This is a genomic window from Micromonospora sp. NPDC049203 (genome assembly GCF_043197215.1).
Taxonomy (GTDB): domain Bacteria; phylum Actinomycetota; class Actinomycetes; order Mycobacteriales; family Micromonosporaceae; genus Micromonospora.
In genome coordinates this window covers 804,697-827,800 of record NZ_JBICSV010000001.1, presented here as the reverse complement: position 1 = coordinate 827,800, position 23,104 = coordinate 804,697, and the positions used below count along the sequence as shown (strand labels likewise).

General features: G+C 72.8%; 19 protein-coding genes. 15 read left to right on the top strand and 4 right to left on the bottom strand.

Annotated elements, in window-relative coordinates; genetic code table 11:
• Window positions 1–39 precede the first annotated feature (39 nt).
• Both gabT and ACGFIA_RS03875 read right to left on the bottom strand, forming a co-directional pair.
• Window positions 40–1,311 carry a 4-aminobutyrate--2-oxoglutarate transaminase gene (gabT, locus tag ACGFIA_RS03880; protein WP_357480925.1) on the bottom strand — a complete coding sequence of 424 codons (1,272 nt, stop codon included), beginning with the start codon at window positions 1,309–1,311 and terminating at the stop codon, window positions 40–42.
• A gap of 6 nt (window positions 1,312–1,317) precedes the next feature.
• Window positions 1,318–2,754 carry a gamma-aminobutyraldehyde dehydrogenase gene (locus ACGFIA_RS03875; protein ID WP_354865071.1) on the bottom strand — a complete coding sequence of 479 codons (1,437 nt, stop codon included), beginning with the start codon at window positions 2,752–2,754 and terminating at the stop codon, window positions 1,318–1,320.
• Window positions 2,755–2,896: 142 nt separating this feature from the next.
• On the opposite strand from ACGFIA_RS03875, the gene ACGFIA_RS03870 reads away from it, so the two are divergent.
• Complete coding sequence (locus ACGFIA_RS03870; RefSeq protein WP_357387944.1) at window positions 2,897–4,336, top strand: aldehyde dehydrogenase family protein; 1,440 nt, start codon at window positions 2,897–2,899, stop codon at window positions 4,334–4,336.
• 3 nt (window positions 4,337–4,339) lie between these two features.
• Here ACGFIA_RS03870 and ACGFIA_RS03865 read toward each other — a convergent pair whose 3' ends face one another.
• Window positions 4,340–5,575 carry an SUKH-3 domain-containing protein gene (locus ACGFIA_RS03865; RefSeq protein WP_393258401.1) on the bottom strand — a complete coding sequence of 412 codons (1,236 nt, stop codon included), beginning with the start codon at window positions 5,573–5,575 and terminating at the stop codon, window positions 4,340–4,342.
• 78 nt (window positions 5,576–5,653) lie between these two features.
• Between ACGFIA_RS03865 and ACGFIA_RS03860 the strand changes: the two genes are divergently transcribed.
• The 14 genes from ACGFIA_RS03860 (at window position 5,654) to efeB (ending at window position 22,130) form a co-directional block, all read left to right on the top strand.
• A complete protein-coding gene (locus tag ACGFIA_RS03860; RefSeq protein ID WP_357387940.1) occupies window positions 5,654–6,067 on the top strand; it encodes a YbaB/EbfC family nucleoid-associated protein in 414 nt (137 codons plus the stop codon).
• A gap of 3 nt (window positions 6,068–6,070) precedes the next feature.
• Window positions 6,071–6,427, top strand: coding sequence for a hypothetical protein (locus ACGFIA_RS03855; protein WP_357387938.1), 357 nt, complete (start codon window positions 6,071–6,073; stop codon window positions 6,425–6,427).
• Window positions 6,428–6,451: 24 nt separating this feature from the next.
• Complete coding sequence (locus ACGFIA_RS03850) at window positions 6,452–10,657, top strand: toxin glutamine deamidase domain-containing protein (RefSeq protein WP_357387986.1); 4,206 nt, start codon at window positions 6,452–6,454, stop codon at window positions 10,655–10,657.
• Window positions 10,657–11,091, top strand: coding sequence for a hypothetical protein (locus ACGFIA_RS03845; protein ID WP_357387936.1), 435 nt, complete (start codon window positions 10,657–10,659; stop codon window positions 11,089–11,091). Before ACGFIA_RS03850 ends, ACGFIA_RS03845 begins: the two co-directional genes overlap by 1 nt.
• A gap of 16 nt (window positions 11,092–11,107) precedes the next feature.
• Window positions 11,108–11,827 carry a deoxyribonuclease V gene (gene nfi, locus ACGFIA_RS03840; RefSeq protein WP_357387934.1) on the top strand — a complete coding sequence of 240 codons (720 nt, stop codon included), beginning with the start codon at window positions 11,108–11,110 and terminating at the stop codon, window positions 11,825–11,827.
• Between the two features lie 105 nt (window positions 11,828–11,932).
• Window positions 11,933–12,928 (top strand): hypothetical protein, encoded by a 996-nt coding sequence (locus ACGFIA_RS03835; protein WP_357387932.1) that lies wholly within the window; start codon window positions 11,933–11,935, stop codon window positions 12,926–12,928.
• A 199-nt stretch (window positions 12,929–13,127) separates the two neighbouring features.
• On the top strand, window positions 13,128–13,334 hold the full coding sequence (locus ACGFIA_RS03830) for a Trm112 family protein (protein ID WP_357387930.1): 207 nt from the start codon (window positions 13,128–13,130) through the stop codon (window positions 13,332–13,334).
• Complete coding sequence (locus ACGFIA_RS03825; RefSeq protein ID WP_302904039.1) at window positions 13,331–14,527, top strand: SIS domain-containing protein; 1,197 nt, start codon at window positions 13,331–13,333, stop codon at window positions 14,525–14,527. The genes ACGFIA_RS03830 and ACGFIA_RS03825 overlap by 4 nt, the downstream gene beginning before the upstream one ends.
• A 28-nt stretch (window positions 14,528–14,555) precedes the next feature.
• Entirely contained in the window at window positions 14,556–15,614 is a 1,059-nt protein-coding gene (locus tag ACGFIA_RS03820; protein ID WP_357387928.1) for a cation diffusion facilitator family transporter, read from the top strand.
• A 3-nt stretch (window positions 15,615–15,617) separates the two neighbouring features.
• Window positions 15,618–16,778 (top strand): mannose-6-phosphate isomerase, class I, encoded by a 1,161-nt coding sequence (manA, locus tag ACGFIA_RS03815; protein ID WP_357387926.1) that lies wholly within the window; start codon window positions 15,618–15,620, stop codon window positions 16,776–16,778.
• Window positions 16,779–17,067: 289 nt separating this feature from the next.
• Window positions 17,068–18,567, top strand: a complete 1,500-nt coding sequence (gene ahcY, locus ACGFIA_RS03810; protein WP_357470279.1) for an adenosylhomocysteinase — start codon at window positions 17,068–17,070, stop codon at window positions 18,565–18,567.
• Between the two features lie 188 nt (window positions 18,568–18,755).
• Window positions 18,756–19,655 (top strand): iron uptake transporter permease EfeU, encoded by a 900-nt coding sequence (efeU, locus tag ACGFIA_RS03805; RefSeq protein WP_357387922.1) that lies wholly within the window; start codon window positions 18,756–18,758, stop codon window positions 19,653–19,655.
• A 28-nt stretch (window positions 19,656–19,683) separates the two neighbouring features.
• Window positions 19,684–20,811, top strand: coding sequence for an iron uptake system protein EfeO (gene efeO, locus ACGFIA_RS03800; RefSeq protein WP_357387920.1), 1,128 nt, complete (start codon window positions 19,684–19,686; stop codon window positions 20,809–20,811).
• The gene (gene efeB, locus ACGFIA_RS03795; RefSeq protein ID WP_393258390.1) at window positions 20,808–22,130 is read left to right on the top strand and encodes an iron uptake transporter deferrochelatase/peroxidase subunit; all 1,323 of its coding nucleotides are present in this window, start codon (window positions 20,808–20,810) and stop codon (window positions 22,128–22,130) included. Before efeO ends, efeB begins: the two co-directional genes overlap by 4 nt.
• A gap of 7 nt (window positions 22,131–22,137) precedes the next feature.
• Here efeB and ACGFIA_RS03790 read toward each other — a convergent pair whose 3' ends face one another.
• The gene (locus ACGFIA_RS03790; RefSeq protein ID WP_357387916.1) at window positions 22,138–23,079 is read right to left on the bottom strand and encodes an RDD family protein; all 942 of its coding nucleotides are present in this window, start codon (window positions 23,077–23,079) and stop codon (window positions 22,138–22,140) included.
• Window positions 23,080–23,104: the final 25 nt, after the last annotated feature.

Below are 23,104 nucleotides of genomic sequence, written 5' to 3'. Positions count from 1 at the left end.
ATGGTGTTCCCGTGCGGGATCAGGTGTTCCCCGTGCGGGTCAGCCGAATGCGGCCGCCAGGATGTCCAGGCCCCGGCCCAGCTCGTCGTCGGAGATCACCAGCGGAGGCAGGAACCGCAGCACGTTGCCGTAGGTGCCGCAGGTCAGCGTGAGCAGCCCGGCCGCGTGGCAGGCCGCCGAGATCGACGCCGTGGCGGCCGGGTCCGGGGTCAGCGTGCCCGGTACGACGATCTCCACGGCGAGCATCGCGCCCCGGCCGCGTACCTCGGCCACGCGCGGGTCACCGGCGGCGATGGCGCGCAGCCGCTCGCCCATCACCGCGCCGATCCGGCGGGCGGCGGCGGCCAGGTCCAGCTCCCGCATCGTCTCGATCGACGCGAGCGCGGCGGCGCAGGCGATCGGGTTGCCGCCGTACGTGCCGCCGAGGCCGCCGACGTGCACCGCGTCCATCAGCTCCGCCCGGCCCGTGACGGCCGCCAGCGGCAGCCCGCCCGCGATGCCCTTGGCCAGCGTGATCAGGTCCGGCTCGACGCCCTCGTGCTTGCAGGCGAACCAGTCGCCGGTGCGGCAGAAACCGGTCTGGATCTCGTCGGCGACGAACACCACCCCGGCCGCCGTCGCCCACTCGCGCAACGCCGGCAGGAACCCCTCCGCGGGTACGACAAAGCCGCCCTCGCCCTGGATCGGCTCGATCAGCAGCGCCGCCACGTTCTCCGCGCCCACCTGCTTCTCGATCATCTCGATCGAGCGGGCCGCCGCTGTGGCGCCGTCCAGCCCGCCGTCGCGCAGCGGGTACGACATCGGCACCCGGTAGACCTCACCGGCGAACGGCCCGAACCGGTGCTTGTACGGCATGTTCTTCGCGGTCAGCGCCATGGTCAGGTTGGTCCGGCCGTGGTACGCGTGGTCGAACACCACCACCGCGGGCCGCCCGGTCGCGTGCCGGGCGATCTTCACCGCGTTCTCCACCGCCTCGGCGCCGGAGTTGAACAACGCCGAGCGCTTCTCGAAGCCACCCGGGGTCAGCGCGTTGAGCTGCTCGCAGACCGCCACATACGACTCGTACGGCGCGACCATGAAGCAGGTGTGGGTGAACCGTTCGACCTGCGCGCGTACCGCCTCGACCACGCGCGGCGCGGAGTTGCCCACGTTGGTGACCGCGATGCCGGCGGCGAAGTCGATCCACTCCCGCCCGTCCACGTCGGTGATCGTGCCGCCGCCCGCCCGGTCCACGTACGCGGGAATCGTGCTGCCCACGCCCCGCGCCACCGCCTCGACGCGGCGCTTGTGCAACTCCTCGCTGCTGGCCATCGCCGATCAGCCCTCGATGTTGTGCATGACGTGCTTGATCCGGGTGTAGTCCTCCAGGCTGTAGACCGACAGGTCCTTGCCGTGGCCGGAGTGCTTGAAGCCGCCGTGCGGCATCTCCGAGACGAACGGGATGTGCGTGTTCACCCAGACGCAGCCGAAATCCAGCCGGCGGGTCATCCGCATGGCCCGGCCGTGGTCGCGCGTCCACACCGAGGCGGACAGGCCGTAGTCCACGCCGTTGGCCCAGCGCACCGCCTCGTCCTCGTCGGAGAAGCGCTGCACGGTGATGACCGGCCCGAACACCTCGTCCTGGATGATCTCGTCGGTCTGGCGTACGCCGGAGACCACGGTCGGGGCGTAGAAGAAGCCGCGCTCGCCGACCCGCCCACCACCGGTGGTGACGTTCGCGTGGTCCGGCAGACGGTCCACGAAGCCGCTCACCCGGGCGAGCTGGTTGGCGTTGTTCAGCGGGCCGTAGAGCACGTCGGCGTCGTCCGGCGCGCCGGTGCGGGTGTTGCGGGCCTGCTCGGTGAGCGCGGCCACGAAGTCCTCGTGGATGCCCGGCCCGGTGAGCACGCGGGTCGCCGCCGTGCAGTCCTGACCGGCGTTGAAGTAGCCGCCCATCGCGATCGCCTCGGCCGCCGCCGCCACGTCCGCGTCGTCGAAGATCACCACCGGGGCCTTGCCGCCCAGCTCCAGGTGCGTCCGCTTCAGGTCCGGCGCCGCCGCGGCGGCGACCTCCATGCCCGCGCGGGTCGAGCCGGTGATCGACACGAGCTGCGGCGTCGGGTGGGAGACCAGCGCACGGCCGGTGTCCCGGTCGCCGCAGACCACGTTGAAGACGCCCGGCGGCAGGTGCTCGGCGGCGATCTCGGCCAGCAGCAGCGTCGACACCGGCGTGGTGTCGGACGGCTTCAGCACCACCGCGTTGCCCGCCGCCAGCGCCGGGGCGATCTTCCAGACCGCCATCATCAGCGGGTAGTTCCAGGGGGTCACCTGGGCGCAGACGCCGATCGGCTCGCGCCGCACGTACGAGGTGTGCCCGGCCAGGTACTCACCGGCCGAACGCCCCTCCAGCAGGCGGGCCGCACCGGCGAAGAAGCGCAGCTCGTCCACTGCCGGCGGCAGCTCCTCCTCGGTGGTGAGCTGCCGGGGCTTGCCCGTGTTGCGGACCTCCGCGTCCACCAGCTCGGCGGCCCGCGCCTCCACCGCGTCGGCGAACTTCAGCAACGCCCGCTGCCGCTCGCCCGGCGTGGCGTCCCGCCAGGTCTCGAACGCGGCGGAGGCGGCCTTCATCGCCGCGTCCACGTCCGCCGCGCCGGAGACCGGGGCCTGGGCGAAGACCTCGCCGGTGCACGGGTCGATCAGGTCGGCGTAGCCGCCGTCCACCGGTTCGACGTACTCGCCGTTGACGAAGTTGCGCAGCTGCTGCTGGTCGCTCATCAGAAGTCTCCGAGAAGGTGGCCGGGGAGAGGGTCAGCGGAGGTTATCGCAATCTGACTGCCATCTTGGCTACTAAATCCGAGGCAGACAAGGGTTTGGGCAACTGTTTCCGCGTGGGCGCTTCTGGTCTAGGCTGCCGGGCGTGGAGCCGAGAGCCTTCTACGTCGCCGGTCGCCCCGCCCACGGCGAGAGCGAACTGACAGTCACCCACCCGTACGACGGGCAGCCGGTGGGGCGTACCACACTCGCCACGGCCGACCAGGTCGAAGCCGCCGTCGCGGGCGCCGCCGGGGTGGCCGCGGAGGCCGCGGCCCTGCCCGCGCACGCCCGCGCGGCGGCCCTGGACCACGTCTCCCGCCGGCTCGCCGAGCGGGCCGACGAGGTCGCCGCGCTGATCACCGCCGAGAACGGCAAGCCGGTCAAGTGGGCCAGGGCGGAGGTGGGACGCGCGATCTCCACGTTCCGCTGGGCCGCCGAGGAGGCCCGCCGCTTCTCCGGCGACCTGCAGCGGCTCGACACCGACCCCGCCGCCACCGGGCGGATCGCCCTGGTCCGGCGCGTGCCGCGCGGCCCGGTGCTCGGCATCACCCCGTTCAACTTCCCGCTCAACCTGGTCGCCCACAAGGTCGCCCCGGCGCTCGCCGTGGGCGCCCCGATCGTGGTCAAGCCGGCCCCGGCCACCCCGCTCACCGCGCTGCTGCTCGGCGAGATCCTGGCCGAGACCGACCTGCCCGAGGGCATGTTCTCGGTGCTGCCGCTGCCGAACGAGCGCGCCGCCGAACTGGTCACCGACCCCCGGCTGCCGGTGGTGTCGTTCACCGGCTCCGGACCGGTCGGCGCGGCCATCCGCCGGGCCGCGCCGGACAAGCACGTCACGCTGGAACTCGGCGGAAACGCCGCGGCGGTGATCTGCGCGGACTGGTCGGCCGACGAGGACCTGACCTTCGCCGCGCAGCGCATCGCCACGTTCTCCAACTATCAGGCCGGGCAGTCGTGCATCGCGGTGCAGCGGGTCTACGTGCACGAACGGCTCTACGACGGTTTCCTGCCCCGGCTCGTCGCGGCGGTGCGGGCGCTACGCACCGGTGACCCGCGCTCCGAGCAGACCGACGTCGGCCCGCTGGTGTCGGTCGAGGCGGCGCAGCGCGTCGAGGACTGGGTGGACGAGGCGGTCGCCGCCGGCGCGGTGGTCGAGGCCGGCGGGCGGCGCGACGGCGCCACCTACCCGCCCACAGTGCTCAGCGGCGTGCCCGCCGACGCCAAGGTGTGCGCCGAGGAGGTGTTCGGGCCGGTGCTCGTGGTCGCCCCGGTCGCCGACGACCGGGCCGCGTTCGCCGCCGTCAACGACTCCGCGTACGGCCTCCAGGCCGGCGTGTTCACCCACCGGCTCGACGTGGCGTTCGACGCCGCCCGCACGCTGGAGGTCGGCGGCGTGATCGTCGGAGACGTGCCGTCGTACCGGGCCGACCAGATGCCGTACGGCGGGACGAAGGGCTCCGGGGTCGGGCGGGAAGGGCTGCGCAGCGCCATGGACGACTACACCGAACCCCGGGTCACGGTGCTGACCGGCGTGGCCCTCTGATCGTCACCAGGTGCCGTCGTCGCGGACCCGGGCGGGGGCGCGGCCGAGGAGCAGGGTGGTGAGGGCGGCGTCGATGTCGGCCCCGAGGAACCACTCGCCGGCCTGGTCGAGGGCGAAGATCCGGCCGTGCTCGTCGACCGCGAGGATGCTCTCCTGGCGTTCGCTGCCGAGCGGGAAGAGGCGGGCGCCCAGGACGGCGGCGAAGTCGGCGAGGGAGTCGGCGGTGTGCGCCACCTTCCGCGGTCGCACCTCGAAACGGGAGATCCATACCGCCTCACCCGGGCCCTGGCGTGCGGTCACCAGCCCGGGAAAGGTGGTGAGCGTCGCCAGCGCGGCCGGGAAGCTGGCGTGGGTGTGCTGAGCGCCCCGGACCTCGCTGACCTTGCGTACCGAGGCGGTGGCGGACACCTCGTCGCCGAAGTGGGGCCGCCAGCCGGCGGTCACGAGCGCGTTCGCCACTTCTGCGGGGAATCGGCCGGGCTCGGGGGCCGTCTGGGGTTCGGACTGCCATTCCTCGGCGTAGGCCAGTTCCGGCCAGGGCAGCACGTTGACGTGCACCAGGAACCTGATGCACGACTCGCAGCGCAGCTCGGCCGGGCCGGCGGCGGGGTCACCGGCCTCGCGGATGCGGAAGCTCTCGATCCGGCTGGAGCCCAGCAGGTCACGGGCCTCCTCGATGGACAGTGGCGGCAGACCATCGGCGGCCCGGCGGTGGTCGTGCTCGTACAGCGCGTCGGAGACGACGATCATCTCGGCGTGCCGCTCGCCGCCGCGTACCAGGTGGCCGGCGGGTAGTTCCTCCAGATAGGACCGCACGAGCGGGTGGTGCCGCACCTCGATGTCGCCCTTCGCGCCCTGCGCGACGTGCTGCCGGCCGTCGAGCGTGAGGTGCGCTGCCGCGCCGGGCGTGGGCAGCCGGGTCAGCTCGCGGAGCAGTTGGGCGGCCGGATCGACGGTACGCGGAGCGCGTGGCTCGGCCGGGCGTCGCTGGCGGTACATCTCCTCGACCGCCGGAGCCGGGATCCGCGGCCAGGTCGACACCTCGCCGGTCTCCTTGTCGATCACAGTGGTCGGCAGGTCGCCGGGCAGCGCCCGGGCGTCGGTCGACACCGTGGAGCTGACCAGGTAGCCCAGGTCGAACTCCTCGACCACAGGAGTGCAGGGAAAACCGAGACGTTCGGAGTCCCGCCGGGCCCACACGGAGGCGATCTGCTCGGCCTGCTGTCGCTCGATCACCACCTGAAATTACCGGACCCCACGGGTTTCGTGGCACCCGGTATGGTCGGCCCTACCCACGGTGACGAAAGGGGAGCGACGGTGGCCGAGAGTGCGGACCGGGATGCGAACCGTGCACTGCGCGCGCGATTCGACGAGGTGTACGGCCAATACCAGCGCCTGCGGTCCGGTCTGGACGAACTCCAGATCAAACTGGCCGAGCTGCGGGTGACCGAACGCTCCGACGACGGTCAGGTGACCGCGGTGGTGGGCGCGCGAGGCGAGCTCATCAGCGTCGAGGTGAGCCCGGCGGTGTTCCGCGACCGGGACGCCCGGGCGTTGAGCCGGAAGATCACCGAGACCGTGCTGCGCGCCTCCACCGCCGCGACCACCGCGACCCGGGAGCTGGTCTCCGGCTACCTGCCGCCGGGTTCCCCGTCGGTCGAGTTCCTGCGTACCAACGACTTCGGCGCGCTGCTCGGCCGGGCCGACTCCGTGCTGGCCCGCGGCGAGTGACAGGTGGCCGGGGGAGAGATCTGGCTGGACCCCGACCGGGCCCGCCGCGGCGGTGCTGACCTGGCGTTGTCGGGGCGGGCGGTGAGCGCGGCCCGGCGGGAGACGGGCGATCCGATCGCCGTCGCGAGCGCCCAGCGGCCCTGGGGCCGCGACGACATCGGCGCCGCCTTCGACAAGCACTACCAGGGTTACGCCGAGACGCTGCTGCGCGCGTGGGAGCTTCTCGGCCGGTCGCTCGACGTGCTCGGGTCGGACGTCGTCCGTTCGGTCGCGGCCACCGTCGAGACGGACCTGAGCAACGCCCGCGACCTCGGGAAGATCCCGCAGCAAGGGCACCACCCCCATCGGCCCCGGCGCTGACCACCGGAGGACCCGCGCGTGAGCATGCTGCCCAGCCCGATCCCGCACCCGCTCGACTTCTGCCCTTGGGACGTGCCCGGCTGGATCTATGAGGCGCTCGACTGGGTGGTCGGCGTCGAGTGGCCGGAGGGCAACGAGCGGTCCGTCTGGGACCTGGCCGACCAGTGGTACGGCGTGGCCGGCGTCCTGACCCGTCCGCGCGACGACGCGATGACCGCAGCCGGTGAGGTGAGGAGCGGCTACGGGGGAGTCGGCCTGGTCGCCGGCGCGTTCGACAAGGCCTGGCACAAGCTCGCCGAGGGCGACGACGCGCCGCTGCACGTCCTGATCTCGGCCACCGACGAGTTGGCGCGGCTGGTCGACTCCTGCGGCTGTGACATCGAGGGCGCGAAGCTGGAAGCCTGGATCGAGCTGGGCATCCTGGTCATCGAGTTGCTGTCGCTGGCGGTGGCGGCAGTGCTCACCCTGGGCGCCGCCTCCCCGGCGGCCGCCGCAGCGGTCACCGCCACGCGGGTCGTGGTGCAGCAGATCTTCAAGCGGCTGGTGGCCCAGCTCGCACGGAAGGCGGTCAAGCAGGGCCTCAAGGAGGCGGGTGAACGGGCCGCGAAGGAGGTGGCCAAGTCCGGTGCTCGCAAGCTGGCCCGGCAGGCCGTGGTCGGTGGGCTGCTGGAGGCCGGTCAGGAGGCGGCCACCAGCCTCGGCACCCAGGCGTATCAGAACTCCACCGGCCGGCGGAGCGGCCTCGACCTGACCGACGTGAGCACGTCGGCCCTCGGCGGATTCGCCGGCGGTGCCGTCGCCCCGCTTGCCGGTCTGGGCCGGCACGCCAACGGGCGCTTCGCCGAGATCGGCGAGCGTTTCGGGCGGGAGATGGCCGGCGAGACGCTCGCCGAGACCGCCGCTGGTCTGGCCACCGGCAACGGACCGTCGCTGGAGGATCTGGCGCGTGCGGCGGCCTCCGGTGTGACCGGGTCCGCCACCGGCCAGGCGGACTCGGCACTGCACCACCGCCTCGACGGGAAGTTGAGCGGCCTGCCGGTCTCGCCGGTCGGCCTGGACGTGCCGCCCGTCACCGATCCGGTCGGGCTGATCCCGGCCCAGCGGGTCGCCGAGCCGGTCGTCCAGACCGGCGATGCGACGGCGGGGGCGGTCCCCGTGACCCCCACGCACGTCTCGCCCGAAGTCGCCGGGGCACACCCGCTCGCCGTGGACCTGCCCCGCCCGGGCCCGGAGCCGACGGCCACGGCGCCGCACGCCGATACCGTGCCGCACGACGCGGCACGTCAGACGGCCTTCAGTCCCACGTTGTCCTCGGTGGTCACCGACGCGCCAGTCGCCAGCCCGTCTCTGCCCGCGACCGGAGCCCACGGCGGCGCTGGTCCGATCGGGGCGTCGATCGACAACGCCCCGCCGCCGTCGACCCCGGTACAGGCGGGAGCGGTGCCGGCCGCGTTGTCGCCGCCCACTGCGAATCATCCGCCGCTGGCGCCGCCGTTGTCGGACCGGACCGGCCCGGGCGTCGGCCACCCGGCGCCGCCCGCGCCGTCGCCGCAACCGCAGGCGGCGCCGTACCCGGGACTGCCCGGCCCTGATCCATGCCCGACCCCGATCCCCCGCTTCCCCCTGCTGGAGTCCTTGGCACCGCCCCGGCCGTCCGCTGATTCCCCGGGCCCCGACCTCGGCAGACTCGACCCACCGCCTCCCGACCTGCGAACCATCCGAGAGCGCGCCGCACGGCTGGTGGCCGACCGGGAATCATTCGACCGGCGTCGTTATCACGGTCATCTGCAGTCCCAGCGGACGTGGTTCGAGGACCGCCGGCGTGACACCAGAGCCGACTGGCTGCATGAGCGGGCGACGTATCACGAGGAGCGGGCGAGTGACTGGGCCGCTCAGGCAATGGAGTTGCGTTGCGCCGGTCGGACGTTGGCTGCCGAACGATGGCATCGGGAGTCGCATGAGGCCGCCCTGGAAGCGGCCGATCTGCGCGAGGAGGCGCGGCACGTCCTCTCCGGGAGGCTCGTTCCGGCGGAGGTAATGGTCGAGGACGACCTCGACTTCTACCGGATCAACGACGACGTGGCGGACCTGGCCGTCGGTGCGGTGGAGACCACCGACCGCTCCGCGCTCACCGGTAACGGTCACCCCGAGCCGGTCGACAGATCCCGGCCCTACGGCCGCCGGGGAGGACTCCGGCCTCCGCTCGCGTTGCACCAGACCGACCTCGAACGGCAGATGCCCCGCAACCCGGACGGCAGCGTCGCGCGTACCGCCGATCCCCGGCGCGGCGGCTGGTTCCGCCTCGCCAACGACGGCGGACCGGCGGCCGACGCCACCCGGGGGATCAACTGCCTCGACTGCACGTTGTCGCTGTTCGAGACCTGGGTCCACGGGCGGCCGCGCGTCGCCGCGCCGCGTACGTTCGACGGCTATCTGAACGGCGACGTGAACCGGCCGGTGGGCGGCGAGGCGGACGGACCGCTGCGGGTCGAGCAGACGACCGGCGGCCGGTTCCAGAACCTCTGCCCGCCGGATCGGCCCGGGATCACCGGCCGGGACCGGCAGCGGCTGGTGGACGGCGGCTACCGGGACCTGTATGCGCAACTCGCGTCGGGCGGCCACGGCAGCTACGCGTTCCTCATCACCAGCTTCGAGGGCGGCGGGTCGCACGCGTGGGTGGCGTTGAACCAGAACGGCACTGTCCTCTTCCTCGATCCGCAGTCGGGCGCGGTGGCGGACCGGCCGATCTACCACCACAGCGGCCGTCCGGACCGCAGCAACGTGGTGGGTGTCGACGCTCTGGTGCTCGGCCCCGACGGCCGCCCGATGCCGCTCACCGGCCGCCCACCCGGCACCTACAACGTCCTGCCCGAGCCGCTGCCCCGCCCGGTGCCGCCACGGCCGCCGGCGCCGCCGCCGGTCGTCGACGGCCACGTTCCGGACTTCAACCACGTTCACCTGCTCGGCGAGTCCACCACCTTCCACCGCGGGACTGACGGACCGCTGCCGGGCAACGCGCCGCCGGTCGAGCCGGAACCGAACCGGGTACGCCAGGACCACCGGCGGGCGCACGCCGACCGGATCGCGGCCGGGCTCTACGTGCGTGACGTGCTCGCGGCGAGCGGGAACCTGGATGCCGCCTTCGCCGCCGGGGTGACGCCAGTCGAACTGGCGCAGCACGCCGACGTGCCGGCGCTGCGGCGGCTCGTACCCGGCCTGGACGAGGGCGCCGCGACCGATCTCACCCGGTTGTTCGCCGACCCGCGCCTACAGCGGATGCTCGACCAGAGCTGGGAGGCGCCGCCGCGACGGGAGGAGTTGCTGGCCGAGACGCTGGTGCGGCAGCTCGCGGAGCGGCCCGACCTGGTCCGGATGATCCTTGCCACACCCGAACTCGCCAACTCGCTGACCGCCCGCCCGCTGACCCTGCACCACCTGGCCAGCCACCAGCAGGCCATAGACGTGTTGCAAGGCGTGGTAGGCGAGATCCGGGAACGTGGGGCTGACGTAGTTGCAACGACGAAACAGCCGGCCCCGATGCCGACTCCATTGACAGTCGCCCACTTGGCGGTGAGTGGATCTTTTACGACTGATGGCGCAGAGGCGGTACAGCCGGGTTTCGATCTGGCACGACTCGGCGACGCCGTCTATGGAAAGCAGTATCTGGACCAGTTGTATGAGGAAGCTGCCGTCGCGCAGTCGGAGCTCAACTCCCTGGGACGAGATTTGGCAGAGTCATGCGGTGGTGGTGCCGAATATCACCCGCGTCGCGAGCCCAAGGACCGCGCACGGGCCGAGGACAAGATCAAGGGCTACGGCGGCGATGCGTCACAGCTGAAGGATCTCGCGGGCGGCTACGTCTCGTTCGACAACCTGGACGAACTCTACGGCGGGCTCGCGCGTCTGAGGAACGACTGGCGATTGCATCTGGTGAAGTTCGAAGACCGCTTCCAGAGCCCCCAGAACAGTGGATACCGAGACGTGCAGATGTTCCTTCGTGCCTCCAACGGGCACATCGCAGAGTTCCGGCTGCAACTGGCGCCACTCGACAAAGTGGCGACCTGGGAACACTCGCTCTTCGAAGTGCGCCGTGACCTCGAAGCGGTTGCTCGCGAGGAGGGACGTAGCGTGACGGTGACGGAGTCCGCCATTCGTCGGGGGGTGCTTCGGCGCCAGCGTGAGCTGTTCTGGGCGGCTCTGCAGACGGCGCTGCACCAGGAGAGTGAGTGATGGCCACAGCCGACGGCATCGAACTTCCCGCCTATTTCGAGCACTACGACACGCCTGTGAAGCTGGTCGCCACGCCGGACGGCGGCCATGCCGCCTGGAAGCTGGATCGCTCGACGGGGGGTTGGCGGCCGGCAGACGATCTCGTCGACGACGTGATCGGTGGCGTGGGCGGCGAGATCTATGTGCGCTCCGCTGATGCCTTCGTGCAGCACGTCGAGCAGCTGCGCGGACGCTACCTGAAGGGCGAGGGGCCGATCTTCGCGCTCTACGAAACGGTCCGAGCGCTCGAGGCGCCCGCCATCGCGGAGAGGCGACCGTTCACCACGGAGGAGGCGGCGCTGATCAAGGGGATCCGGCGGCGGACCTTCGTGATGTTCGAGGAACAGCTCCAACAGGCCGGTGACCCCGCCGCCGACCCCACCATCGCCTCCTGAGACAGCCGCGAACGACATGCCCTCCACCGACGGCCCACCCGTGCCCTATGTGCCGCCCGCCGACGCGGCGGAGGCGAGACGCGTACAGGAGGAGTTGCGGTCCCGGGTGGACCTGACCGGGCCCGGTCCTGCCGCGCCCGCGACGGTGGCCGGGCTGGACGTGGCGTACGCGCAGGACGCTGACCTGCTCGCGGCGGCCGTCACGGTCCTCGACGCGGCGACCCTCGAGGTGGTGGACGAGGCGGTGTGCGTGGGGCGACCCGCCTTTCCGTACGTGCCGGGGCTGTTCGCGTTCCGCGAGATGCCAGCGTTGCTCGCCGCGCTGGACCGGCTCACCACCCGTCCCGAGCTGCTGGTCTGTGACGGGCACGGGCTTGCGCACCCGCGCCGGTTCGGGCTGGCTTGTCACCTTGGCCTGGTGACCGGGCTGCCCGCGATCGGGGTGGGCAAGACGCCGCTCGTCGGCACGTGGACCGGGCCGCCCCCTCGGCGTGGTGACAGCGCCGACCTGTGCGACGGCGGCGAGGTGGTCGGGCGGGTGCTGCGGACCCAGGACGGTGTCCGGCCGGTCTTCGTCAGCGTCGGCCACCGGATGGGGTTGGACGACGCGGTGGATCGGGTACTGGCACTGACGCCCCGGTACCGGCTGCCGGAGACGACCCGTACGGCCGACCGGCTCTGCCGGCAGGCCCTCGCCGGGGCGGACGCGTCGGGCGGTGACCTGGGCGGGCGGTGATCGCGTGGCGCGGCGCACATGTGGGCCGCTCGATGCTCCGGGGCCTGACCGGGCCGGTAGTAACCTGGCCGGCGGATCCGGTCCGGACGCAACGGTGAGGTGGAGATGTCGGCAGGGCGGCAAGCGGCGCGATGGGCCATCGTCGGCGCGCTGCTGGGTGGCCTGATCGCCGTCCCGGCGTCACCGGCGTCGGCCCGGGACGACCGGGTGGGACTGCGCTCGGCGAAGAGCTTCACCGCCGGTGGCGCGCCGGGCACCGTGGCGATCGAGGTGCGCAAGCGGACGGACGGCTGCGTGCGGTTGCGTACCGTGGTCGGGCTCCGCCTGGACGGCCTGCGGGCCGATCAGGTCCGGGTAGAGATGGCGTCCGGGCGGCGATGGGTGCCGGTGCGGGTCTCCGGGGACGGCGGCACCGTCGCCACGGCCGCCGTCGCGCCGGTCGACCGGCCGCTCTGCAAGGGCAAGGCCGTCACCGTGCGCTACCGGGTGTCCTTCCTGGCCGGGGCCGCCGATGGTCGGCTGGAGCTGGCCGGCGAGGCGAGTGCCGCGGACGGCGAGGTGCTCGGCCGGGCCGGTGGGTCGGCCCGGCTGGTCGGCGACCCGCGCACACCCAGCCCCAGTCCGTCCCGCAAGCCCTCGCCCACGCCCAGCGCGAGCGAGACCACGGCGGCCGAGGCGGCCGACACGTCGCCGGTGGCCGCCGCCGTGCCCCCGGCCACCGCCGCGGCCGACGACTCGTCGTTCGGAGGATCCATGATCATGTGGTTCGGTATCGGGCTGGTGCTCGCCGGCGCCGCCCTCATCGTCCTGCTGCTGCGCCGCAACCGCGCCGACCGCGCCGGTGGCGGCGCGGACGCCGGCCTTCCGCCGGTGCCGCTGCCGCGCAGCACCACCACCTACCGTTCCGGCACACCCGGACCGGCCCCCACGGTGTACGGGGGCACGCCGCCGCCCCGCGCGGCCGGCAACGTGTACGGCGCGCCCGCGCCCGCCCCGGCGCCACCGGCACCGGCGGGCGGGGACGCGACAATCGTTGTGCCGCCGCCCTCGCCCCCGGCGGGCGGCGACGCGACGACCGTTCTGCCCCGCTTGCCGGACTGAGCCGGAACCCGACCCGCTCCCGGGGTTACCGTGACCGTGAGTGGTCATGCCGTTACCCGGAGGGCGCCACCTGTCCGGCTGGAGGACGGAACACCGGGGCCGAACGGGGCCCGGTGCCGTGGCCGCTCGGCCGATAAGATCGCGTGCGCCGCTCGGCACCGCCGACCGGTGAGACCGCATACGTGGAAGGAGCCGCGCCGTGGCCCTGGACCCGCAGTTGCTCGACATCCTCGCCTGCCCGGACACGCACCACGCCCCGCTGGACTACGACGCGGGGGCGCAGACGCTGACCTGCACCGAGTGCGGTCGCATCTTCGAGGTCCGGGACGACGTCCCGGTGCTCCTGCTGGACGAGGCGCGCGGTGGCCCCGCCGCCGACGAGGCGCGGGGCGGGTCGTCGCGGTGATGGAGGGTACGGCCGGGGTCAGCGGGCACCGGCACGCCGACGAGGCCCTGCTGGACGACGCGGCGCAGCTCTCCGAGCGGGATCCGGGCGGCATGCTCCGGCACACCGCGTCCGCAGGTGCCCAGGTACGTGAGTCGGCGGCGCTTGCCGCCGAGGCCAATCTGTCAGTGCTTGCCGACGACGGCCGGCCCCGCGCGGTGGTCATCGCCGGCATCGGCACCGCCGGGCGTACCGGTGACGTGCTGGCCACGGTCGCCGGGCCGCGCTGTCCGGTGCCGGTCATCCCGCACCGCAGCGCCGGCGTGCCGGGCTGGGTGGGCGCGGCGGACGTGGTCATCGCGGTGAGCGCGTCCGGTCGCAGCCCGGAGGCGCTCGGCGCGGCCGAGGCGGCGCACCGGCGCGGCGCCCGGCTGGTGGCTGTCGGCGCGCCCGACTCGCAGCTCCAGTCGGTGGCCGAGCGGGCCCGCGCGCCGTTCATCCCGGTGCCCCGGCGCGCGCCGGCCCGGGCCAGCCTCTGGGCGCTCACCGTGCCGGTTCTGCTCGCCGCCCGTACCCTCGGGCTCGTGAAGGTCAACGAGGCCGATCTGGCCGAGACGGCGGCCCGGCTGGACGCCGACGCCGATCGATGCCGGCCGACCGCGGAGTCCTTCGTCAACCCGGCGAAGTCGCTGGCTCTGGGCCTGTCCGGTTCGATCCCGATCGTGTGGGGTTCGTCCCCGCTGGCCACCGTGGCCGCCCGGCGGTTCGGTGACACGCTGTCCGCGAACGCCCGCTACCCGGTGGTCGCCGGTGCGCTGGGTGAGGCGGGCCGGGGCCGCGTCGGCCTGCTCGACGGGGTGTTCGGCGGCCTGGCGGAGGGCGAGCGGGACATCTTCGCCGACCCGGGCGACGACGAGTCCGACGGCACCCGGCTGCGGCTGGTGCTGCTGCGCGACGGCGGCCTCAACGCCGACGACGACACCGACGAGCCGCTGGCGGTGGAGGAGCGCCGCGCGGACGCGGTGCAGACGCTCGCCGAGCGCCGCGGCGTGCGCTGTGACGTGGTGACCGCCGAGGGCGGTTCCGCGCTGGAACGGCTCGCGTCGCTGGTGGCGGTCCCCGACTTCGCCTCGATCTACCTCGCCCTGGCACACGGGCTGGACCCGATGGCGGTACCGGCCATCACGGAGATGAAGGAGCTGGCAAACCAGTGAACATACGGGGCATCGAGCGAGGCGGGGAATGAGCGCGAACGGGGGCACCAAGGCGATCGTCGCCGCCCTGGCGGCGAACCTCGGCATCGCCGTCACCAAGTTCATCGCGTTCGCCCTCACCGGCTCGTCGTCGATGCTGGCCGAGTCGATCCACTCGGTGGCCGACTCGGGCAACCAGGGCCTGCTGCTGCTCGGCGGCCGGCGGGCCAAGCGGCAGGCCACGCCACAGCACCCGTTCGGGTACGGCCGGGAGCGCTACATCTACGCGTTCATCGTGGCGATCGTGCTGTTCAGTCTCGGTGGCCTGTTCGCGCTCTACGAGGCCTACCACAAGGCGTCCGACCCGCACCCGATCGAGAACTGGCAGTGGGTGCCGGTGGCGGTGCTGGTGGCCGCGATCGTGATGGAGGGTTTCTCCTTCCGTACCGCGATCAAGGAGTCCAACCTGATCCGGGGCAACCAGTCCTGGGTCCGGTTCATCCGCCGGGCCAAGGCCCCGGAGCTGCCTGTGGTTCTGCTGGAGGACTTCGGCGCCCTGGTCGGCCTGGTGTTCGCGCTGTTCGGCGTCGGCATGACGCTGATCACCGGCAACGGCATGTGGGACGCGGCGGGCACCGCGATGATCGGCGTCCTGCTCGTGGTCATCGCGGTCACGCTGGCGGTCGAGACCAAGAGCCTGCTGCTCGGCGAGGGCGCCGAGCAGGGCGAGCTGACAAAGATCGAGCAGGCCGTCACGAGCGGTCCCGAGGTGGAGCGGATCATCCACATGAAGACGCTCTACCTGGGCCCGGAGGAGCTGATGGTGGCCGCGAAGATCGCGGTGCCGGCCTGGGAGACCGCCCACGACCTGGCCCGTGACATCAACGCCGTCGAGGCGCGGATCCGGCGCGAGGTGCCGACCGCCCGGGTGATCTACCTGGAGCCGGACATCTACTCGCCGGCCGCCGAGCGCGCGGGCACCGGTCAGGCGGCGGACACCGCCGTCCCGGAGGCGGCGACCACCGACGAGGCGCACAGGGCCGGTGACACGCACACGGCGGGTGAGGCGCACGCGACCGGCGAGGTGGCCGGGCGGCCCGGGAGCTGACCGATGGAGTTGTTGCAGGGCCGGATCCGTGACTACGCCTGGGGCTCGCGCACCGCTATCGCCGAGTTGCAGGGGCGGCCGGTGCCGAGCAACGGGCCGGAGGCGGAGCTGTGGCTGGGTGCCCACCCGGGCGCCCCGGCCACCGTGCAGCGTGACGGCCGGCCGGTCAGCCTCACCGAACTGCTGGTGGCCGAGCCGGATCACTGGCTGGGTGAGCGGCTGGTCGGCCGGTTCGGCACCCGGCTGCCGTTCCTGCTGAAGGTGCTGGCGGCCGAGTCGCCACTGAGCCTCCAGGCCCATCCGGACGCCGAGCAGGCCCGCGCCGGGCACGCCGCCGACGTGGGGCGGGTCAACTACGTGGACCCGTACCACAAGCCGGAGTTGCTGGTGGCGCTGTCGGAGTTCGACGCGCTGTGCGGCTTCCGCGACCCGGGGGAGTCGGCGGCGGCCATCGCCGCGTTCGGGGTACCCGTGCTGGAGCCCGTGGTGGCGGCGTTGCGCGACGGGCCGGCGGGGTTGCGGGAGGCGGTACGCCTGTTGTTGAGCTGGCCGGTGGCGGAGCGCGCCGGGCTGGTGGCGGCCGTGCTGGCGGCGGCGGAGGCCGCGCCGGGCTCGGCGGACGCCGAGCTGGTCCGCATGCTGGCGTCCGGCTATCCGGCCGACCCGGGCGTGGTGGTGGCGCTGCTGCTGCACCACGTCCGGCTGGCGCCCGGCGAGGGCATCTGGATGCCGGCCGGGAATCTGCACGCCTACCTGCGCGGCACCGGCGTGGAGATCATGGCGGCCAGTGACAACGTGCTGCGCGGCGGGTTCACCGCGAAGCGGGTCGACGTGGACGAGCTGCTGCGGGTGCTCCGGTTCGAGGTGCTGACCCGGCCGGTGCTGCGGCCGGAGCAGGTGGAGCCGGGGGTGCTGACCTGGCCGGTGCCGGTGGAGGACTTCGCGCTGCACCGGGTCGAGGTGACCGCCGGGTCGCCGGGGGTGCGGCTGACACTGCCCGGGCCACGTCTGGTGCTGTGCCGGGCCGGGAAGCTGACAGTGGACGACGGCGTGGGCGTGGTGACGCTGGACGCGGGTCAGGCAGCCGTGGGTACGGCGGCCGGGGGGCCGCTGGCGGTGAGCGGGGCGGGTGAGGCATTCGTCGCCACCTGCGGGATGCCCTGATCCGGGCAAGTCCGACTTTCCCGAAACGGCTTGACGGTCCTCCAATGCGGTGTGACCCTATGGGTACGCAGCGTTGTCGCGCCGAAAGGTCCGGTGACGTGCGGGGGAACCAAACCGGGGGGATGCGCGGGGCGGCCGGGCCGTGAGTGGAGAGTTCGCTCACCACCGACCGCCCCGTGCGCTGTCCGCCGACCGGCCGATTGCGCGGTCGGCAAACCGGGCACGGAGGGAGTGGTCCGCGAGCGTAAGGTGGAAAGCTGCGCACCACCATCGTTCGACAGGAGCTTCCATGACCAGCACCCTCCCGGCGGCCTCCAGCGGCGCGTCGTCGCAGGCCCGGCCGAGCACCCTCGCCGAGGGCGACTACAAGGTGGCGGATCTGTCGCTCGCCGAGTTCGGGCGCAAGGAGATCCGGCTCGCCGAGCACGAGATGCCGGGCCTGATGGCCATCCGGCGCGAGTTCGCCGAGGCCCAGCCGCTGGCCGGCGCCCGGATCACCGGCTCGCTGCACATGACCGTCCAGACCGCCGTCCTGATCGAGACCCTTGTCGCGCTCGGCGCGCAGGTCCGCTGGGCGTCCTGCAACATCTTCTCCACCCAGGACCACGCCGCCGCGGCGATGGTGGTCGGCCCCGAGGGCACCCCGGAGGCCCCGGCCGGCGTGCCGGTCTACGCCTGGAAGGGCGAGACGCTGCCGGAGTACTGGTGGTGCACCGAGCAGGTGCTCAACTGGCCGGACGGCCAGGGTCCGAACATGATCCTGGACGACGGCGGCGACGCCACCCTGCTCGTCCACAAGGGCGCCGAGTTCGAGAAGGCCGGTGTCGTGCCGCCGGTCGAGTCCGCCGACTCCGAGGAGTACGCGGTCATCCTCGAACTCCTGCACCGCTCGCTGGCCGAGGACGGCCAGCGGTGGACCCGGATCGCCGCCGCCATCAAGGGCGTCACCGAGGAGACCACCACCGGTGTGCACCGGCTCTACGAGATGCACCGCGCCGGCACGCTGCTCTTCCCGGCCATCAACGTCAACGACTCGGTGACCAAGAGCAAGTTCGACAACAAGTACGGCTGCCGTCACTCGCTCATCGACGGCATCAACCGCGCCACCGACGTGCTGATCGGCGGCAAGATGGCAGTGGTCATGGGCTACGGCGACGTGGGCAAGGGCTGCGCCGAGTCGCTGCGCGGCCAGGGCGCCCGGGTCGTGGTGACCGAGGTCGACCCGATCTGCGCCCTCCAGGCGGCGATGGACGGCTACCAGGTCGCCACGCTCGACGACGTGGTGGAGCAGGCCGACATCTTCATCACCGCGACCGGCTGCTTCGACGTCATCACCAACGAGCACATGGCCCGGATGAAGCACCAGGCCATCGTCGGCAACATCGGCCACTTCGACAACGAGATCGACATGGCCGGCCTGGCCAAGCGCAGCGACGTGACCCGCGAGAACATCAAGCCGCAGGTCGACGTGTGGCGCTTCGACGACGGCCACGCCATCATCGTGCTCTCCGAGGGCCGCCTGCTGAACCTGGGCAACGCCACCGGCCACCCGAGCTTCGTGATGTCGAACTCGTTCGCCAACCAGACGATCGCCCAGATCGAGCTGTTCACCAAGACCGACGAATACCCGATCGGCGTCTACGTGCTGCCCAAGCACCTGGACGAGAAGGTAGCCCGGCTGCACCTGGACGCGCTCGGCGCGAAGCTGACCACGCTCACCAAGGAGCAGGCCTCCTACCTGGGCGTCTCCCAGGAGGGCCCGTTCAAGCCGGACCACTACCGCTACTGAGTCTCCACGCTCCCGGAGGGACCGGGGTCGGCCGCCGCGCGGCCGTCCCGGTCCCTTTTCGCGTACGGGGAAGGCTTGCGGATGTCGAACCGGGTGACGTTACGCGGATCAGCTTGACGTTTGCTGGGAAGAGGAGCAAGGTATGGCTGCCCTAAGTTAACTGAGGCAAGCCTGACTACGGAGTTCCCATGTTCGCCACGTACCTGATCGGCCTGCGTGAGGGCCTGGAAGCGACACTCGTGGTCAGCATCCTCGTCGCCTTCCTGGTCAAGTCGCAGCGCCGGGACCGGCTGCCGCAGGTGTGGGCCGGCGTCGGCCTGGCCGTGGCGCTCTCCGTCGTCTTCGGCTCCCTGATCCAGTACACCTCCACCTCGCTGCTGCGCACCTCCGAGTCGCGCGAGCTGTTCGAGGCGGTCACCTCGGTCGCCGCCGTGGTCTTCGTGACCTGGATGATCTTCTGGATGCGCCGGGCCGCCCGCACCATCGCCGGTGAGCTGCGCGGCAAGCTCACCGACGCGCTCGCGGTCGGCTCCCTGGCCGTCGCCGGCATGGCGTTCCTCGCCGTGATCCGCGAGGGCCTGGAGACCGCGCTGATCTTCTACGCGGCCGCCGAGAGTGCGGCCGGCGGCACCGGGCCCGGCGCGCTGCTCGCCCTGGCCGGCGGCATCGCCACCGCCGTCGTGATCGGATTCCTGCTCTACCGCAGCGCGGTACGGATCAACCTGAGCCGGTTCTTCACCTGGACCGGCGCGCTGCTCATCCTGGTCGCCGCCGGCATCCTCAAGTACGGCGTGCACGACTTCCAGGAGGCGGGCGTGCTGCCCGGCCTGAACGACCTGGCGTTCGACATTTCGGGCACGCTCGACCCGAGTTCCTGGTACGGCGCGCTGCTCGCCGGCATGTTCAACGTCACGGCCGCGCCGACGGTGCTGGAGCTGATCGCCTGGGTCGCGTACGCGGTGCCGGTGCTCGCGCTGTTCCTGCGCAAGCCGGGCCGGCCGGTCAAGCCCGCTCAGCCCGTCGAGCCCGCTCAGCCCGTCGAGCCGGTTGCGGCCGACGTGGCCGCCGTCCCGTCATCCCGCGCCTGACCCGCCCCTTCCGAGGAGACCCCGCGCCATGCGTACCACTCGACTCGTCGCGCCCGCCGCCGCCGGGCTGCTCGCCGTCGCCGGCCTGGCCGGGTGCGGCGGTGACGACGCCGACGCCACGAACGGCGGGCCGATCGCCGTCAAGGCCACCGACACCGCCTGCGAGGTCGGCGACACCGAGATCGACGCCGGTCAGGTCACCTTCAAGGTGACGAACAGCGGTTCCAAGGTCAACGAGTTCTACGTCTACGCCGCCGGTGACCGGGTGATGGGCGAGGTGGAGAACATCGCCCCCGGGCTCAGCCGTGAGCTGCGGGTCGAGCTGGCCGCCGGCACGTACGAGACGGCCTGCAAGCCGGGCATGAGCGGCCGGGGCATCCGGGGCGCGCTGAAGGTCTCCGGCACCGCCGCGACCGTCGCACCCGACGCCGCGCTCACCCAGGCCACCGAGAGCTACCAGCGGTACGTGCGCAGCCAGACCGCCGCGCTGCTGACGAAGACCGAGGAGTTCGTGGCGGCGGTCAAGGCGAACGACGTGGCGAAGGCCAAGGCGCTGTACCCGGTGGCCCGCACCTACTGGGAGCGGATCGAGCCGGTCGCGGAGAGCTTCGGCGACCTCGACCCGAAGATCGACGGCCGCGAGGAGGTGGTCGAGGAGGGCATGGAGTTCACCGGCTTCCACCGGATCGAGAAGGACCTCTGGACCACCGGCGACGTCAGCAAGGACGGGCCGATCGCCGACCGGCTCCTGGCCGACGTCAAGGCGATCGTCGCCAAGGCCGACGCCGAGAAGCTCACCCCGCTCCAGCTCGCCAACGGTGCCAAGGCGCTGCTCGACGAGGTCGCCAGCGGCAAGATCACCGGCGAGGAGGAGCGCTACTCGCACACCGACCTGTGGGACTTCAACGCCAACCTGGAGGGCTCGAAGGCGGCCATCGCCGCACTGCGCCCGGCGCTGGAGCAGCGCGCGCCCGACCTGGTCAAGCAGCTCGACGGCGAGTTCGCGAACGTGGAGGCGACGCTCGGCAGGCACCGGGCCGGCGACGGCTGGAAGCTGCACACGCAGCTCGGCAAGGCTGAGCTGAAGGAGCTGTCGGACGCGGTGAACGCGCTGGCCGAGCCGGTCAGCAAGGTCGCGGCGGCAGTCGCGCGATGACCGGTCCGGCCGGCGGCGACGCGTCGAGCGAGCCGAACAGCGAGCGGAGCGGCCGTGGCCTGTCCCGGCGCCGGGCGATGACACTGGCCGGCGTCGGTGTGGCCGGGGTCGCCGGGGTGGCGGGCGGCGTGGGCGCTCTGCTCGCCGGCGGGAACGAGGCGTCCGCCACCGGATCGGCCGCCGGTTCCGTGCCGTTCCTCGGCGAGCACCAGGCCGGCATCACCACCCCGGCACAGGACCGGCTGCACTTCGTCGCGTTCGACGTGGTCACGAAGGACCGGGACCGGCTCGTCGCGATGCTCCAGGAGTGGACCGCCGCCGGGGCCCGGATGACCGCCGGCAAGGACGCCGGGGTGATCGGCGCGGTCGGCGGCATGCCCGAGGCCCCGCCGGACGACACCGGTGAGGCGCTCGGACTGCCCCCGTCGCAGCTCACCCTCACCGTGGGCTTCGGGGCGACGCTGTTCCGCGACGCGCAGGGCCGGGACCGCTTCGGCATCGCCGCCCGCCGTCCGGCCGCGCTGGCCGACCTGCCGCACTTCGCCGGGGACGCGCTGCGGCCGGAGCTGTCCGGCGGTGACCTCTGCGTGCAGGCCTGCGCCAACGACCCGCAGGTGGCGGTGCACGCCATCCGCAACCTGGCCCGCATCGGCATGGGCGTGGTGAGCGTGCGCTGGTCGCAGCTCGGCTTCGGGCGTACCTCGTCGACGTCGCGGGACCAGGCCACGCCGCGCAACCTGTTCGGCTTCAAGGACGGCACCGCCAATCTCAAGGCCGAGGACGCCGGCCTGCTGCGCGACCAGCTCTGGGTGCAGCCCGGCGACGGCCCGGACTGGATGACCGGCGGCTCCTACCTGGTCACCCGGAAGATCCGGATGCTCATCGAGACATGGGACCGCAGCCCGCTGGCCGAGCAGGAGATGATCGTCGGCCGGACCAAGGGCAGCGGCGCGCCACTGGGCCGGCGCGACGAGTTCGACGAGCCGGACTTCGCCGCGAAGGGCGACGACGGCGAGCCGCTCATCGCGGCCACCGCGCACGTACGGCTTGCTCACCCGGATGCGAACAACGGCGCCCGCCTGCTGCGCCGCGGCTACAACTTCGTGGACGGCTCGGACGGGCTGGGCCGGCTCGACGCCGGTCTGTTCTTCATCGCCTACCAGCGGGACCCGCGCCGGCAGTTCGTGCCCGTCCAGACCCGGCTGGCCCGCAACGACGCGATGAACGAGTACCTGCGGCACGTCTCCAGTGGCCTGTTCGCCTGCCCGCCGGGCGTCCGCGACGCGGCCGACTGGTGGGGGCGGGAGCTGTTCGCCTGAGCGCGGCTCAGCGGCGTACCGGACCGGGTGCGGCCTCCGGCGCGGCGGGCCGTAACCCGGCGGCCGGCGCGGCCGGGTGCGGTACGCCCGCCTGCGCCGGGACCAGCTCCGGCCAGAGCGTGGCGGTGACCGTCCGGGCGCGGCCCAACCGCAGCGCGGCCCGGCGCCCCCGCTCGGCCAGCACGGCGGACAGGTAGACCCAGTCCTGCGCCGCCCAGGGCGGAGGCGGTGAGGTGACCGTCGCGACCTCGGCCCACAGCGCCCGGCCCAGCCGGGACCGGTCCGGCTCGGCGAGCTGGGGCAACCGGTCCAGGTACTGCCGGACGGCAAGCGCCAGCCCGTCGTCGAACCGGGTCAGGTCGAGCGTGGCCGCCCAGGCCAGCAGCGGCGGGGGTGCCGGCGGCAGCGGCCGCCACATTCCGGCGCCACGGGTGTGCACCACGAGCGTGCCGGCGACCAGGTCGCCCAGCCGGCGACCACGCGGGTCGGTGAGCATCACCGTGACGCCGGCGACCCAGCTCAACAGCGGCAGCACCAGGCCGGGCCACTCCACCGCGACACCGACGAGCGCCCGGGTCAGCGACTGGCCCACACCGACCGGGCCGCCGTCGGCCCGTACCACCCGCAGCCCCACGGCCAGTTTGCCCACCGTCCGGCCACCGGCGAAGCGCTCCATCACCACCGGATAGCCGAGCAGGACCAGCACCAGCAGCACGGTCTGGAGCGCGCCGGCCAGCGCGGCGTCGAGGACGTCACCGAGCAGGGCGAGCGCCACCACCGTCAGCACCGTCCCGAGCAGCAGTGCCAGCACGAGCTGGATCACCGCGTCGATCAGCAGGGCGAGCACCCGGGAGCCCAGCCGGGCCGCCCGGATGTCCAGCTCCACCGCCTCGCCGCTGACCAGACCGGCGTCGGCCCACCGGGGCGGTGGGGGAGGTTGCGCGCGCACCCCGACAGTGAACACCATGGACGCC

What these genes read in the sequence shown, in the direction of transcription:
- gabT (WP_357480925.1), bottom strand. Translation starts at nt 1,311, where the DNA reads ATGGCCAGCAGCGAGGAGTTGCACAAGCGCCGCGTCGAGGCGGTGGCG.
- ACGFIA_RS03875 (WP_354865071.1), bottom strand. Translation starts at nt 2,754, where the DNA reads ATGAGCGACCAGCAGCAGCTGCGCAACTTCGTCAACGGCGAGTACGTC.
- ACGFIA_RS03850 (WP_357387986.1), top strand. Translation starts at nt 6,452, where the DNA reads ATGCTGCCCAGCCCGATCCCGCACCCGCTCGACTTCTGCCCTTGGGAC.
- ACGFIA_RS03845 (WP_357387936.1), top strand. Translation starts at nt 10,657, where the DNA reads ATGGCCACAGCCGACGGCATCGAACTTCCCGCCTATTTCGAGCACTAC.
- nfi (WP_357387934.1), top strand. Translation starts at nt 11,108, where the DNA reads ATGCCCTCCACCGACGGCCCACCCGTGCCCTATGTGCCGCCCGCCGAC.
- ACGFIA_RS03835 (WP_357387932.1), top strand. Translation starts at nt 11,933, where the DNA reads ATGTCGGCAGGGCGGCAAGCGGCGCGATGGGCCATCGTCGGCGCGCTG.
- ACGFIA_RS03820 (WP_357387928.1), top strand. Translation starts at nt 14,556, where the DNA reads ATGAGCGCGAACGGGGGCACCAAGGCGATCGTCGCCGCCCTGGCGGCG.
- manA (WP_357387926.1), top strand. Translation starts at nt 15,618, where the DNA reads ATGGAGTTGTTGCAGGGCCGGATCCGTGACTACGCCTGGGGCTCGCGC.
- ahcY (WP_357470279.1), top strand. Translation starts at nt 17,068, where the DNA reads ATGACCAGCACCCTCCCGGCGGCCTCCAGCGGCGCGTCGTCGCAGGCC.
- efeU (WP_357387922.1), top strand. Translation starts at nt 18,756, where the DNA reads ATGTTCGCCACGTACCTGATCGGCCTGCGTGAGGGCCTGGAAGCGACA.
- efeO (WP_357387920.1), top strand. Translation starts at nt 19,684, where the DNA reads ATGCGTACCACTCGACTCGTCGCGCCCGCCGCCGCCGGGCTGCTCGCC.
- efeB (WP_393258390.1), top strand. Translation starts at nt 20,808, where the DNA reads ATGACCGGTCCGGCCGGCGGCGACGCGTCGAGCGAGCCGAACAGCGAG.